This window comes from Caballeronia sp. LZ033, assembly GCF_031451265.1.
In the GTDB taxonomy this organism is placed as follows: Bacteria; Pseudomonadota; Gammaproteobacteria; order Burkholderiales; family Burkholderiaceae; genus Caballeronia.
The window spans coordinates 1,910,575-1,925,018 of the sequence record NZ_JARUXQ010000001.1 but is presented as its reverse complement, the minus strand read 5'-3'; the positions used below and the strand labels follow the sequence as shown (position 1 = coordinate 1,925,018).

Sequence of the window (14,444 nt, the reverse complement as noted above, 5' to 3'; positions counted from 1 at the left end):
CGTATTCTGTTTGTGCGCTTTATTGCGCCGGCGCCGTGGCCTGATTCGCTGCCTGCTGCTGCCCGCTGCCGTCGATCGCGAGATTGCTGCTGGTGGCGTCGAAGCCGCCGCCGAGCGCCTTGATCAGCGCGATCTGCAAGTCGGTGCGCTTCAGGCGCAGGTTGGTCAACGTCTGCTCGTTGGCGAGCCGGTTCGAATCGGCGTTCAGCACCTGCAACTGCGGCGAGAGTCCCGCCTTGTAGCGGATCACGGCGAGCTGATAGGCGCTCTCCGCGGCTGCGAGCGCGCGCTGGGCATCGGCGGTCTGCTTGTTGAGCGAGCGGATGGCCGAGATGTTGGTGGCGACATCGTTCATCGCGTTGATCAGCGTCTGGTTGTAGTTCGCGACATCGCCCTCGAAGTCGGCGTACCGGCCCTTCAATTGGGCGCGCAGGGCGCCGGCGTCGAAGATCGGCAGATGCACCGCCGGCCCCGCCTGGATCTGGCGGCTGCTCGATTGCAGGAAGCGGCCCCAGCCGAACGCATCGAAGCCGAAGCCGGCCGCAAGATTGATGTCCGGGAAGAACTCGGCTTTCGCTTCCTTGATGTTGTGCGTCGCGGCTTCCACCTGCCAGCGCGCGGCGACGATATCCGGGCGGCGCGCGACGAGATCGGCGGGCACGTTGTCGGGCAGGGTCACGTCCACTTTCTGATCGAGCGCGGGTTTCGCGATCTGCAGGCCGCGGTCCGGACCCTTGCCGAGCAGCGCGGCGATCTGATAGCGCACCGTCTCGATCTGGCCGTCCAGTTCCGAGAGATTCGTCTGGCTGGTCGCGACATTGCCTTCCGCGGTGCGCCGTTCGACGTTCGTATCGATGCCGGCCGCAACGCGTCCGTCGGTAATGCGACCGACATCCTGGCGGTTGGCGATCTCGCGCGCGGCGACATCGCGCAGCGCGTAGAGCAGCGCGAGCTGGTTATAGGTCCGCGCCACCGATGCCGCGAGCGTCACGCGCGCCTGCTGCATGTCGGCTTCGGCGGCCTTCTGCTGCGAGACCGCCTGATTCAGCCGTGCGCGGTTCTTGCCCCACAGGTCGAGGTCCCACGACGCGCTCGCCAGCACGTTGTTTTCGCTGAACCAGGTGCCGCCGTAGGGCGGCGGGAAGAGTGCATTGCCCGAATAGAGTTCGCGGGTCCACGAATAGGAGCCGTTGACCTTCGGATACAGCGCCGAGCGCGAGGTTTCGATGTACGAAGACGCTTTGGCAATACGCGACTGCGCCTGCGCGATGGTCGGGCTGTCGGCGAGCGCTTCGTCGATCAGCTGCGGCAGTTGCGGATCGCCGAACTGTCGGGCCCAGTCGAGCGTCGGCCACTGGCCGCCCTGGCCGGGCACGCTTTCGGTGGCCGCGAAATGGTCGGGCGTGGCGATGGTCTTGTCGCTGGAAATGCCGGCGTAGTTCGCGCAACCCGCCACCATGAAGGCGGCCGCCGCAGCCACGGCGGCGCTTCTGGCGCGGCTGAGCGGCCGGGCTCCGGAGCGAAGCGCGGACAAGGAGAGGTGTTTCATTTCCCGTCTCTCGAGATGAACATCAATAATGGACATTGCAATCATTTTGCAAGCTGACGATCGGCGATTTGCTTGTCATCGCAAGGAACTGGCAGCGCGGTCGGTGGCGCAGGCCAGGCCGGCCACCGACGGGTCGCACGAGTTCGCGAGGATGCGCCGGAGCATGCTTTTCAGGAAGCCCGCTTCCTCGGGTGTGAAGCCGGTAAGCAGGTGATCGAGCACGCGTGTAAAGATGGCCGGCACCCGCTCGGCGGTGGCGTGGCCTTCGTCGGTCAGCGCGAGCCGCACGACGCGCCGGTCCTCCTCGCTGCGTACCCGCGACAGCAGTCCGCGCTTCTCCAGCCGGTCGATCAGACGCGTGACCGCGCTGGCGTCGATGCCGTACTCGCGGGCGATATCGGCGGCCGTCACGCACTTGCCGACCGCCAGCATGAAGAGAATGCTGGCCTGCGTGCCGGTGATGTTGAGTTCGGAAGTGGTGTGCTGCGTGACCATGTTCCACATGGTCGAGCGCACGCGGCCGATCAGATACCCGACGCTCTCGTTGAGCACGTATTCGCTGATCGCGGTGGATTTCGGGGCGTCGCTCATGAGAAAACTTGGTGCGCTTGCAATAGTTGACTAGGCAGGATTATAAGTAAGCGTCTCCCGGGCTGCAAGAATGTTTTCGGAAAAGGCTTAACAGTCGTGGGGACTTCAGGTGGCGGGGCAGCCATGCGGGCGCGGCAGGCAAACGGGCCCGGGTTGCGTCCCGGGTTGCGTCCCGGGTTGCGTCCCGGGTTGCGTCCCGGGTTGCGTCCCGGGTTGCGTCCCGGGTTGCGTCCCATTGCGAGGAAACGACATTTGTGCGTGCTATAATTTACGGTTCTCACCGCGCCGAGCCCGCGAAGTCATGCTTGCATGACGGTTCTTGAGGGGCTGCCGGGCACAGAAGTCTCGCCTATCCCTTGAACGGGATTCGGGATTCGCTCGACGGCGCACAACCAAGATACCTCTATATGACTCGCGCCCTCCGCAATATTGCCATCATTGCCCACGTCGACCACGGCAAGACCACGCTCGTCGACCAGTTGCTCCGCCAGTCGGGCACGTTCCGGGAAAACCAGCAGGTCGCCGAGCGGGTCATGGACTCGAACGACATCGAAAAGGAACGCGGCATCACGATTCTGGCCAAGAATTGCGCCGTCGAATACGAAGGCACGCACATCAATATCGTCGACACGCCGGGACACGCGGACTTCGGCGGTGAAGTGGAGCGCGTGCTGTCGATGGTCGATTCCGTGCTGCTGCTGGTCGACGCCGTCGAAGGCCCGATGCCCCAGACGCGTTTCGTCACGAAGAAGGCGCTCGCGCTCGGCCTGAAGCCGATCGTCGTGATCAACAAGGTGGACCGTCCGGGCGCGCGTATCGACTGGGTGATCAACCAGACCTTCGACCTGTTCGACAAGCTTGGCGCCACCGAAGAACAGCTCGACTTCCCGGTCGTCTACGCGTCGGGCCTGAACGGCTACGCCGGCCTGGATCCGGAAGTGCGCGAAGGCACGATGCGCCCGCTGTTCGAAGCCATTCTTCAGCACGTTCCCGTCCGTCCGGCCGATCCGGACGGCCCGCTGCAACTCCAGATCACCTCGCTTGACTACAACTCGTATGTGGGCCGCATCGGCGTGGGCCGCGTGGCGCGCGGCCGCATCCGCCCCGGCATGCAGGTAGCAGTGCGTTCGGGTCCGGACGGCGCGATCCTCAACCGCAAGATCAACCAGGTGCTGTCGTTCCACGGCCTCGAGCGCGTGCAGGTCGAGGAAGCGCAGGCCGGCGACATCGTGCTGATCAACGGCATCGAGGAAATCGGCATTGGCGTGACCATCTGCTCGCCGGAACAGCCCGACGCGCTGCCGATGATCACCGTCGACGAACCCACGCTGACGATGAACTTCCTCGTGAACTCGTCGCCGCTCGCGGGCAAGGAAGGCAAGTTCGTGACGAGCCGCCAGATTCGCGACCGTCTGACGAAGGAACTGAATCACAACGTCGCGCTGCGCGTGAAGGACACCGGCGACGAAACCACGTTCGAAGTGTCGGGCCGCGGCGAACTGCACTTGACCATTCTGGTCGAGAACATGCGCCGTGAAGGCTATGAGCTCGCGGTGTCGCGTCCGCGCGTGGTGCTGCAGGAGATCGACGGCGTGAAGTGCGAGCCGTATGAAAACCTGACGGTGGATATCGAAGACCAGCATCAGGGCGGCGTGATGGAAGAGCTGGGCCGTCGCAAGGGCGAAATGCTCGACATGACGTCGGACGGCCGCGGCCGCACGCGTCTCGAGTACAAGATTTCGGCGCGCGGCCTGATCGGCTTCCAGAGCGAGTTCCTGACGCTCACGCGCGGCACGGGCCTGATGAGCCACACGTTCGATTCGTATGCGCCCGTGAAGGAAGGCTCGGTGGGCGAGCGCCGCAACGGCGTGCTGATCTCGCAGGACGACGGCGCGGCTGTCGCCTATGCACTGTGGAAGCTGCAGGATCGCGGCCGCATGTTCGTGTCGCCGGGCGATGCGCTGTATGAAGGCATGATCATCGGCATCCACAGCCGCGACAACGACCTCGTCGTGAACCCGATCAAGGGCAAGCAGCTGACCAACGTGCGCGCCTCGGGCACCGACGAAGCCGTGCGCCTCGTGCCGCCCATCTCGATGTCGCTGGAGTACGCGGTCGAATTCATCGACGATGACGAGCTGGTCGAAGTGACGCCGCAGAACATCCGTCTGCGCAAGCGTCACTTGAAGGAACACGAGCGTCGCCGCGCCAGCCGCGAAGCCAACGCTGAGTAACAGGACGCGCGTCGCGGTTTGCGGCGCGTAGCGAGTCATGAAAAACCCGGCGGTGCGTCATGCACCGCCGGGTTTTTTTGTCTCAGGCGCGAAGCCTGGGCAATCGCTTCTTGCCTGAGCTATCGCACGGCGGGTTATTTCACCAGATCAGCAAGACCGGCAAGGGGCTGAAGAGCAGTTTGCAGGACGTGTTGTCCGAAGTTCGCCACATCATGGAGCGCTGCCGTCAGCGGTCCCTGGGTTTGCTGCTCGGCGGGAGCCTGAGCCTGCGTGTCCTGCGGCTGGACGATCTGCGGTTGAACGATCTGCGGTTGAACAATCTGCGGCTGCACGATCTGCGGTGCGACCTGCTGCGCACCCTGTGCCGCGAGAATCTGCCCCGCCCGGTCCACCGCTGCGTCCCGCATCTGGGCCACCACATTCGGGTCGTTCATCATCGACGAGAACTCGTCCGTGTTGGAGTCCGAGCCGTAGAAAGCGGTCGGCGTCAATGGATAAGGAGTCGGCGGCGCGCTGACCGACGAGGAGGACGAGGTCGAGTAGTTGCTGCCGGTGTCGGAAGACGACTGCGTGGTACCCGATCGGGTGGTGACGACCCGCGGCGCGAGAGGCGCGCCCGACATGCCCTGATAAGACTGGGACGAAGCGTTTGAAAAATTGAAGCTGGATAGCATATTCACTCCTGAAGCACATTGCGTGCGTTGGGTTGCGATCCGAAAGCGCCACGGTTCGGAATGTCCGATCCTTGCCGCGTTCCGACCCGTCGCGACGTAGTTCGCTCGGGTAATGCAGTGTGCAAAGCGTGAGGTCGGTCGCGGTGTCAATCGGATACCGCGCCGCGCGCTTCAGCGTGCGTCGAAACCCGCGGCGCGCGACGGCAAAGTGCCGCTTGCAATCCCGGTCGTCGGCATGGGACAAGCGTTTGCGGGCTTCCTGAACTTCAGAGCAATGGTGTTCTGTGCTATGCTTCTCAGATTAGCTAGTGCTATTAGGTCCTTCCAAGCAGACTTGATTCGCGCAATCCGCTAAACGGTCAGGCCGTGGCGCGGAAGGTTTTGTAACCCGCACTTCCTCGAGAAACTCGAAGAAAGGTGAGCGTAAAATGATGAAGCAATTCCAGTCGAACTCTTATCTGTTCGGCGGTAATGCTCCGTACGTCGAAGAGTTGTACGAGCAATATCTCGATAATCCTGCGTCAGTGCCCGAGACCTGGCGCGCCTATTTCGACGCGTTGCAGAACGTGCCCGCCTCCGACGGCACGGCGCACAACGACGTGGCTCACGGCCCCATCGTCGAATCCTTCGCCCAGCGCGCGAAGGCCAATGCCTTCCTGCCGCGCGAAAGCGCCAGCACCGGCGACCTCACCACTGCGCGCAAGCAGGTCTACGTCCAGTCGCTGATCGGCGCCTATCGCTTCCTCGGTTCTCAGTGGGCCAATCTCGACCCGCTCAAGCGCCGCGAGCGTCCCGCCATTCCCGAACTCGAACCCGGTTTCTACGACTTCACCGAAGCCGACATGGACCAGGTGTTCAACGCGACCAACCTGTACTTCGGTTTCGAGCAGGCTTCGCTGCGCGACATCGTCAAGGCGTTGCGCGACACGTACTGCGGCACGATCGGCGCCGAGTACATGTACATCAGCGACCCGGAACAGAAGCGCTGGTGGAAGGAAAAGCTGGAATCCATCCGCTCCACGCCCAACTTCTCGAACGACAAGAAGAAGCACATCCTGAACCGCCTGACGGCCGCCGAAGGCCTCGAGCGCTTCCTGCACACCAAGTACGTTGGCCAGAAGCGCTTCTCGCTGGAAGGCGGCGAGAGCTTCATCGCGTCGATGGACGAAGTCGTGCGTCACGGCGGCAAGAGCGGCGTGCAGGAAATCGTCATCGCCATGGCTCACCGCGGCCGTCTGAACGTGCTGGTCAACACGCTCGGCAAGATGCCGGCGGACCTGTTCGCCGAATTCGAAGGCAAGCACGTCGATGACTTGCCGGCCGGCGACGTGAAGTACCACAAGGGCTTCTCGTCGGACGTCTCCACCGAAGGCGGCCCGGTCCACCTGTCGCTCGCATTCAACCCGTCGCACCTGGAAATCGTGAACCCGGTGGTCGAAGGTTCGGCGAAGGCCCGTATGGACCGCCGCGGCGACGACGAAGGCCTGCAGGTGCTGCCGGTGCAAGTGCACGGCGACGCCGCATTCGCCGGCCAGGGCGTCGTGATGGAAACGCTGAACCTCGCGCAGACGCGCGGCTATGGCACGCACGGCACGCTGCATATCGTCATCAACAACCAGATCGGCTTCACGACGTCGGACCCGCGCGATGCGCGCTCCACGCTGTATTGCTCGGACGTGGTCAAGATGATCGAAGCGCCGGTGCTGCACGTGAACGGCGACGACCCGGAAGCGGTCGTGCTGGCTACGCAGCTGGCCATCGACTTCCGCATGAAGTTCCACAAGGACGTGGTCGTCGACATCATCTGCTTCCGCAAGCTGGGTCACAACGAGCAGGACACGCCGGCGGTCACGCAGCCGCTGATGTACAAGACCATCGCGAAGCATCCGGGCACGCGCGCGGTCTACGCCGAGAAGCTGGTGCAGCAAGGCGTCATCACGGCAGCGGACGCGGACAACTTCGTCAAGGAATACCGCCAGGCGATGGACGAAGGCCATCACACGGTGGATCCGGTGCTCTCGAACTACAAGAGCAAGTACGCGGTGGACTGGGTGCCGTTCCTGAACCGCAAGTGGACCGACGCGGCCGACACCGCCGTGCCGCTCGCTGAACTCAAGCGTCTGGCCGAGCGCATCACGACGATTCCGGAAAACTTCAAGGTTCACCCGCTGGTCGAGCGTGTCATCAACGACCGCCGTGCCATGGGGCTCGGCGAAGCCAAGCTCGACTGGGGCATGGGCGAGCATCTCGCGTTCGCGTCGCTGGTGGCATCGGGTTACGCCGTGCGTCTGACCGGCCAGGACTCGGGCCGCGGCACCTTCACGCACCGTCACGCGGTGCTGCACGACCAGAACCGCGAGCGCTGGAACGACGGCACGTACATTCCGCTGCAGAACATCGCGGAAGGCCAGGCCAAGTTCACGGTGATCGACTCCGTGCTGTCCGAAGAAGCCGTGCTCGGCTTCGAGTATGGCTATTCGACCGCCGAGCCGAACACGTTCGTCGCGTGGGAAGCGCAGTTCGGCGACTTCGTGAACGGCGCGCAGGTCGTGATCGACCAGTTCATCTCGTCGGGCGAAGTGAAGTGGGGCCGTGTCTCGGGCCTCACGATGCTGCTGCCGCACGGCTATGAAGGCCAGGGTCCGGAGCACTCGTCGGCGCGTATCGAGCGCTTCCTGCAACTGTGCGCGGACCACAACATGCAAGTGGTCCAGCCCACGACGCCGGCACAGATCTTCCACTTGCTGCGCCGTCAGATGATCCGCCTGTTCCGCAAGCCGCTGATCATCGCCACGCCGAAGTCGCTGCTGCGTCACAAGGAAGCGGTGTCGGACCTGTCGGAACTGGCGAAGGGTTCGTTCCAGCCGGTCATCGGCGAAGTGGACGAGAGCATCGAGCCGAAGAAGGTCAAGCGCGTGGTCTGCTGCTCGGGCCGCGTGTATTACGACATCGTCGCGCATCGCCGTGAAGCGAAGGCGAACGACGTCGCGATCGTCCGGATCGAACAGCTGTATCCGTTCGCGCACAAGCAGTTCGACGCGGAACTCAAGAAGTACGAGAACGCGACGGAAGTCGTGTGGGTGCAGGACGAGCCGCAGAACCAGGGCGCCTGGTTCTACATCGAGCACCATCTGCGCGAAGGCATGCGCGAAGGCATGAAGCTCGCCTACAGCGGCCGTCCGGCTTCGGCCTCGCCCGCGGTCGGCTACTACGCGAAGCACTACGAGCAGCAGAAGGCGCTCGTGGAAGGCGCGTTCGGCCGCCTGAAGGGCGCGCAGGTCATCGCGAAGTAAGCATCGCTTGAAGGAACCGGCTGAGCGCACGCTCGCCGGTTCTTCGCTCGAACACACACGAACACGCATCAGGACAATACAGAAATGGCTATCGTAGAAGTCAAGGTTCCCCAGCTTTCCGAGTCGGTCTCGGAAGCCACCATGCTGCAGTGGAAGAAGAAGCCGGGCGAGGCTGTCGCCCAGGACGAAATCCTCATCGAAATCGAGACCGACAAGGTCGTGCTCGAAGTGCCCGCGCCGTCGGCCGGCGTGCTCGCGCAAGTGATCAAGCATGACGGCGACATCGTCACCGCCGACGAAATCATCGCGAAGATCGACACCGAAGCGAAGGCCGGCGAAGCACCCGCCGCCGCCGCTGCCGGCGACGCCGAAGTGAAGCCCGCGCCGCAAGCCGAACCGGCTGCCGCCACGGCATCGGCTCCGGCTGCTGCCGCCGGCGCATCGACGGGCGGCGCCGCATCGCCGGCTGCGACCAAGATCCTGGCCGAGAAGGGCGTGTCGGCGGATCAGGTGTCGGGCTCGGGCCGCGACGGCCGCATCACGAAGGGCGACGCACTCGCCGCACAAGCGGGCGCACCCGCTGCGAAGGCTGCCGCTCCGGCTCCCGCTGCGGCGCCTGCAAAGGCCGCGAAGCCGGCTCTGCCGCAAGTCAGCGCACCCGGTTCGGCCGACCAGTGGCTCAAGGACCGTCCGGAACAACGCGTGCCGATGTCGCGTCTGCGCGCGCGTATCGCCGAGCGTCTGCTCGAGTCGCAGCAGACCAACGCCATCCTGACGACGTTCAACGAAGTCAACATGGCGCCGGTCATGGAGCTGCGCAACAAGTACAAGGACCGCTTCGAAAAGGAACACGGCGTGAAGCTCGGCTTCATGTCGTTCTTCGTGAAGGCTGCCGTGCACGCGCTGAAGAAGTTCCCGCTCGTGAACGCGTCGATCGACGGTAACGACATCGTCTATCACGGCTACTTCGACATCGGTATCGCGGTCGGTTCGCCGCGCGGCCTCGTGGTGCCCATCCTGCGCAATGCAGACCAGATGAGCCTCGCCGACATCGAGAAGAAGATCGCCGAATTCGGCCAGAAGGCCAAGGACGGCAAGCTGTCCATCGAGGAAATGACGGGCGGCACGTTCTCCATCTCGAACGGCGGCGTGTTCGGCTCCATGCTCTCGACACCGATCATCAACCCGCCGCAGTCGGCCATTCTCGGCGTGCACGCGACGAAGGAACGCGCGGTCGTGGAGAACGGCCAGATCGTCATCCGTCCGATGAACTATCTCGCCATGTCGTACGACCACCGCATCATCGACGGCCGCGAAGCCGTGCTGTCGCTGGTCGCGATGAAGGACGCGCTGGAAGATCCGGCCCGTCTGCTGCTGGACCTGTAAGAACCCAGTGCCTTCGGGCGCGCGCGATAGGCTCGCGCGCGCCTTCGGAAAGGCGTCTCCGCAAGAGCGGAGTCACGATCAAGGAAAGTCATGTCCAAGGAATTTGATGTCGTCGTGATCGGCGCGGGCCCGGGCGGCTATATCGCGGCGATTCGCGCAGCGCAACTCGGCAAGACGGTTGCGTGTATCGAGAAGTGGAAGAACCCGGCGGGCGCATTGAAGCTCGGTGGCACCTGCCTCAACGTGGGCTGCATTCCGTCGAAGGCGCTGCTGGCGTCGTCGGAGGAGTTCGAAAACACGTCGAAGCATCTGGCCGATCACGGCATCACCGTGTCGGACGTGAAGCTCGATGTTTCGAAGATGCTCGCCCGCAAGGACGGCATCGTCGAGAAGATGACCAAGGGCATCGAATTCCTGTTCCGCAAGAACAAGATCACCTGGCTCAAGGGCCATGGCAAGTTCACCGGCAAGAACGACGCCGGCGTGCAGATCGAAGTGTCGGGCGAAGGCGAGACGGAAGTCGTCACGGCAAAGAACGTGATCATCGCGACGGGTTCGAAGGCGCGTCATCTGCCGAACATTCCGGTCGACAACAAGATCGTCGCCGACAACGAAGGCGCGCTGTCGTTCGACGCCGTGCCGAAGAAGCTCGCCGTGATCGGCGCGGGCGTGATCGGTCTGGAACTCGGTTCGGTGTGGCGCCGCCTGGGCGCGGACGTGACGGTGCTCGAAGCACTGCCGCAATTCCTTGGCGCAGCAGACGAAGCGCTGGCGAAGGAAGCCGCCAAGCAGTTCAAGAAGCAGGGTCTGGACATTCACCTCGGCGTGAAGATCGGCGAAGTGAAGACGTCGGACGCGGGCGTGTCGATCGCCTACACGGACAACGCGGGCAATGCGAAAGAGCTGGAAGCGGATCGCCTGATCGTGTCGATCGGCCGCGTGCCGAATACCGACAACCTCGGTCTGGAAGCCATCGGCCTGAAGGCCAACGAGCGCGGCTTCATCGACGTGGACGATCACTGCGCGACCAGCGTGCCGGGCGTCTACGCGATCGGCGACGTGGTGCGCGGCCCGATGCTCGCGCACAAGGCGGAAGACGAAGGCGTGGCGGTGGCGGAGATCATCGACGGTCAGAAGCCGCATATCGACTACAACTGCGTGCCGTGGGTCATCTACACGGAACCGGAAATTGCGTGGGTCGGCAAGACGGAACAGCAGCTCAAGGCCGAAGGCCGCGAGATCAAGACCGGCCAGTTCCCGATGATGGCCAACGGCCGCGCGCTGGGTATTGGCCGTGCGGAAGGCTTCGTCAAGATGATCGCGGACGCGAAGACCGACGAGATCCTCGGCGTGCACGTGATTGCGGCGGACGCGTCGGACCTGATCGCGGAAGCGGTCGTGGCGATGGAGTTCAAGGCAGCCTCGGAAGACATCGGCCGGATCTGCCATCCGCATCCGTCGCTGTCGGAAGTGATGCGTGAAGCGGCGCTCGCCGTCGACAAGCGCGCGCTGAACATGTAAGCAGCTCGGCTTCGGGCAATACGCAAGGCATCGCAACGAAGGCGAGCGGATCAAACCGCTCGCCTTCGTCATTTTCAACGTCATCGACGCACAGACGCGGCATCATGAACGTCACCGAATACTACGAAAACGAACTGCGCACGCGGGGTTATCAATCGGACGAGGCCCAGCTCGCGGCGGTCGCGCGCCTGCAACGCTGCTATGACGAATGGGTCGCCTACAAGGCGCGCCGCTCGAACGCGCTGAAGAAGTTCCTGGTGCGCCCGGAGTTGCCGCGCGGCGCGTATCTGTGGGGTGGCGTCGGGCGCGGCAAGAGCTTCCTGATGGACAGCTTCTATGCGGTCGTGCCGGTGCAGCGCAAGACGCGCCTGCATTTTCACGAGTTCATGCGCGAGGTGCATCGCCAGCTGGAAGAGCTGAAAGGCCAGGCCGATCCGCTCGACGAAGTCGCGAAACGCATTGCGAAGCGCTATCGGCTGATCTGCTTCGACGAGTTCCACGTGTCCGACATCGCCGACGCGATGATCCTTTATCGCCTGCTGGACCGCCTCTTCAAGGCGGGCGTGCAGTTCGTGATGACGTCCAACTACGAGCCGGACACCCTGTACCCGGAAGGGCTGCATCGCGACCGCCTGCTGCCGGCCATCGAGTTGCTCAAGGAGCATCTCGACGTGCTCAACGTCGATGCCGGCACCGACTACCGCAAGCGCACGCTGTCGCAGGTGAAGGCGTATCACACGCCGCTCGGCGCGGCGGCGAGCGAGGCGCTGCGCGCCGACTTCGCGAAGCTCGCGGCGGTGCCCGACGAAAGTCCGATCCTGCACATCGAGAAGCGCGAGATCAAGGCGCTGCGTCGCGCGGATGGTGTCGTCTGGTTCGACTTCGCGACGCTGTGCGGCGGTCCGCGCTCGCAGAACGACTACCTCGAACTGGCGAACCGGTTCCACGCGGTGATCCTGTCCGACGTTCCGCAAATGAGTCCGCGCATGGCCTCGGAAGCGCGCCGCTTCACCTGGCTCATCGACGTGTTCTATGACCACAAGGTCAAGCTGCTGATGTCCGCCGCGGTGCCTGCGGAGGAGCTTTACGTCGAAGGACCGATGGCGAACGAATTCACGCGCACTGTTTCGCGGATCGTCGAAATGCAGTCGAAGGAATACCTCGAAGCGCCACGCCGGGTCGCGGATATTACATTCAATTAATAAGAGAACAGGCGAAGGACGACCGTCCAAACGGCGTAAGGCTAGAGGGCATTTTCAAGATTCGGATCACTCTGATGTGCGGGCTGGCAGGGACTCGGTATTGTCGATCCCGGTTATCAGTCAGCGATTGGAGAGATGAACGTGAAGCCCTACCGCGATATGTCCGACGATGAATGGCAGATGGTGGCGCCGCTGCTCCCCGAACTACGGCCGCGCTCGGAGTTGCGTGGCCGGCCGCTCGCCAATACGCGCGCGGTGCTCAATGGCGTGTTGTGGGTGATGTACAGCGGCGCGTCGTGGTCCACGTTGCCGCGCAAGTACCCGTCGTATCAGACGTGTCATCGGCGTTTCAAGGCCTGGTATGAATCAGGTGTGCTGTTGCGCGTGATGACGCAGTTGTTCGGGCCATCGGGTGAGTCGCTGTACACGCTGATGATGTCGCGCATGCGCGTGCCCGCGGAATTCGAACACACGGCTTCGTGTGTGCTCGAAGAGGTGCAGGCCGAAGTGGCGGAACGGCAGGCGGCTTGAGCCCGCCGCCCGTCGGCTTTACTGCTGCCGCAGCCAGGTCTGTGAACGACCCAGCAGCGACACGCCGATGAACCCGCGCACCACCAGTTTCTGGCCGTTGTCGTCGAGCTTCATCTTGCACTTGTACAGCTTGCCGTTCTCGGGATCGAGGATATGGCCGCCGTCCCACGTGTCGCCGTCCTGACGCATGCCCGTGATGATCGTCATGCCCTTGATCAGCTGATCGCGGCGCTCGTCGGTGCAGGCGGTGCAGCGCTTGTCCGGTTGATCGAATTCGCCGATGCCGCGCACTACCTTGCCGGACAGCTGGCCGTTGCCTTCGTCGACAATCTGGATGATCGCCTTCGGCTTGCCGCTTTGATCGTCGATGGTTTGCCAGGTGCCGACCGGCGTGGCGTTCTGCGCAAACGCGCTGGCGGCCAGCATCGCGCACAGCATGCCGAGCAGGGGACGCACGCCGCGCGGACTGATGAAACGGCTCATGTTGCCTCCTTGTTCTGATTTTGATTGTGGCCGGCCGGGCACGCGCATGCCGCCGCCGGACCGGCTCAGCATACGGGAAAGCGACTCGCGGATTCGAGAGGGAAGCTTCTAGTCGCCCTCGCGCGGGTGCGCCTTAGCCCTTGCACGCCAGTCCCGCCTGAAGCGTGGCGAAGGTGCGCTCGTCAGTGCGATCGAAGTGCAGCGGCGTCACCGCGACACGCCCGGAACCCACTACCGCGGTCTCGCTGTCGGGCGAATTCGGACGCGGGCCGCGCTGGAAGCGCAGCCAGTGATAGTCGATGCCACGCGGATCCACCTCGGCGACCACGTCGATGCCCTCGACCAGACCCACGCCCTGGCGCGTGACCGTGAGCGGTCCGGCGGCGGAGGCATCGCAGTCGGGGAAGTTGACGTTCAGGCAGGTGGGCGCGTCGTGCGAGATCGCCAGCAACTGCCGGATCACGCCGGGCGCGAGCATGCGCGCCGTGTCCCAGCGGACGTTGTCGCGATCGCGAAAGGTCTGGCTGAGCGCAATGGAAGGCAAGCCGAGCAGCAAGCCCGTCATCGCGGCGCCCACGGTGCCCGAGAACATCGTCTCCACACCGAGGTTCGCGCCGCGATTGATGCCGGACAGCACGAGCGTGGGCGGCGCGTCCTTCATGAGGTGGCGCGCGGCCATCACGACACAGTCGCCGGGCGTGCCCTGCACGCCGAAGCGCCGCTCGCTCCGGCGCGACACGCGCAGCGGCGAATGCAGGCTGATGGAATGCGAGGTGCCGCTCTGGTCGTGCTCCGGCGCGACCACCCAGACCTCGTGCCCGAGTTCGGACGCCACGGCCTCGAGGACGGCCAGTCCGGGGGCGTCGATGCCGTCGTCGTTGGTGATGAGCACGCGTTGCAAGATGGGCGAAGAGGCGGACATCGCGAATCACTCCTGGTCGATGGTGAAAGGGATCGACCGATTATTGCAGAGTTCGAAT

Annotated in this window: 11 protein-coding genes; 6 read left to right on the top strand and 5 right to left on the bottom strand. The window is 63.9% G+C overall.

The features are described 5' to 3' along the window. Positions 1-19: 19 nt before the first annotated feature. Both QCE62_RS08935 and QCE62_RS08930 read right to left on the bottom strand, forming a co-directional pair. Complete coding sequence (locus QCE62_RS08935; protein WP_309916748.1) at positions 20-1,549, bottom strand: efflux transporter outer membrane subunit; 1,530 nt, start codon at positions 1,547-1,549, stop codon at positions 20-22. 75 nt (positions 1,550-1,624) lie between these two features. Further along, positions 1,625-2,140 carry a MarR family transcriptional regulator gene (locus QCE62_RS08930; RefSeq protein WP_309808575.1) on the bottom strand — a complete coding sequence of 172 codons (516 nt, stop codon included), beginning with the start codon at positions 2,138-2,140 and terminating at the stop codon, positions 1,625-1,627. A gap of 407 nt (positions 2,141-2,547) precedes the next feature. On the opposite strand from QCE62_RS08930, the gene typA reads away from it, so the two are divergent. Continuing rightward, positions 2,548-4,374, top strand: a complete 1,827-nt coding sequence (typA, locus tag QCE62_RS08925; protein ID WP_309808573.1) for a translational GTPase TypA — start codon at positions 2,548-2,550, stop codon at positions 4,372-4,374. A 134-nt stretch (positions 4,375-4,508) separates the two neighbouring features. Here the strand turns inward: typA and QCE62_RS08920 are convergent, their stop codons facing one another. Next, entirely contained in the window at positions 4,509-5,048 is a 540-nt protein-coding gene (locus tag QCE62_RS08920; protein ID WP_309916746.1) for a hypothetical protein, read from the bottom strand. Between the two features lie 428 nt (positions 5,049-5,476). Here QCE62_RS08920 and QCE62_RS08915 point away from each other — a divergent pair, with 428 nt between their 5' ends. The 5 genes from QCE62_RS08915 to QCE62_RS08895 all read left to right on the top strand — a co-directional run bounded on the left by QCE62_RS08915 (position 5,477) and on the right by QCE62_RS08895 (position 12,981). After that, on the top strand, positions 5,477-8,341 hold the full coding sequence (locus tag QCE62_RS08915) for a 2-oxoglutarate dehydrogenase E1 component (protein WP_309916743.1): 2,865 nt from the start codon (positions 5,477-5,479) through the stop codon (positions 8,339-8,341). Positions 8,342-8,425: 84 nt separating this feature from the next. Then, complete coding sequence (gene odhB, locus QCE62_RS08910) at positions 8,426-9,727, top strand: 2-oxoglutarate dehydrogenase complex dihydrolipoyllysine-residue succinyltransferase (RefSeq protein ID WP_309916739.1); 1,302 nt, start codon at positions 8,426-8,428, stop codon at positions 9,725-9,727. A gap of 90 nt (positions 9,728-9,817) precedes the next feature. Then, positions 9,818-11,248, top strand: a complete 1,431-nt coding sequence (gene lpdA / locus QCE62_RS08905; RefSeq protein WP_309916736.1) for a dihydrolipoyl dehydrogenase — start codon at positions 9,818-9,820, stop codon at positions 11,246-11,248. A 104-nt stretch (positions 11,249-11,352) separates the two neighbouring features. Beyond that, positions 11,353-12,450, top strand: a complete 1,098-nt coding sequence (gene zapE / locus QCE62_RS08900; RefSeq protein ID WP_309916733.1) for a cell division protein ZapE — start codon at positions 11,353-11,355, stop codon at positions 12,448-12,450. A 141-nt stretch (positions 12,451-12,591) separates the two neighbouring features. Beyond that, positions 12,592-12,981 carry a transposase gene (locus QCE62_RS08895; protein ID WP_309916730.1) on the top strand — a complete coding sequence of 130 codons (390 nt, stop codon included), beginning with the start codon at positions 12,592-12,594 and terminating at the stop codon, positions 12,979-12,981. A gap of 18 nt (positions 12,982-12,999) precedes the next feature. On the opposite strand, the gene QCE62_RS08890 is transcribed toward QCE62_RS08895, so the two are convergent. After that, a complete protein-coding gene (locus tag QCE62_RS08890) occupies positions 13,000-13,419 on the bottom strand; it encodes a DUF2147 domain-containing protein (RefSeq protein ID WP_309919746.1) in 420 nt (139 codons plus the stop codon). A gap of 178 nt (positions 13,420-13,597) precedes the next feature. Continuing rightward, positions 13,598-14,386 (bottom strand): 5'/3'-nucleotidase SurE, encoded by a 789-nt coding sequence (gene surE, locus QCE62_RS08885; protein WP_309916727.1) that lies wholly within the window; start codon positions 14,384-14,386, stop codon positions 13,598-13,600. Positions 14,387-14,444: the final 58 nt, after the last annotated feature.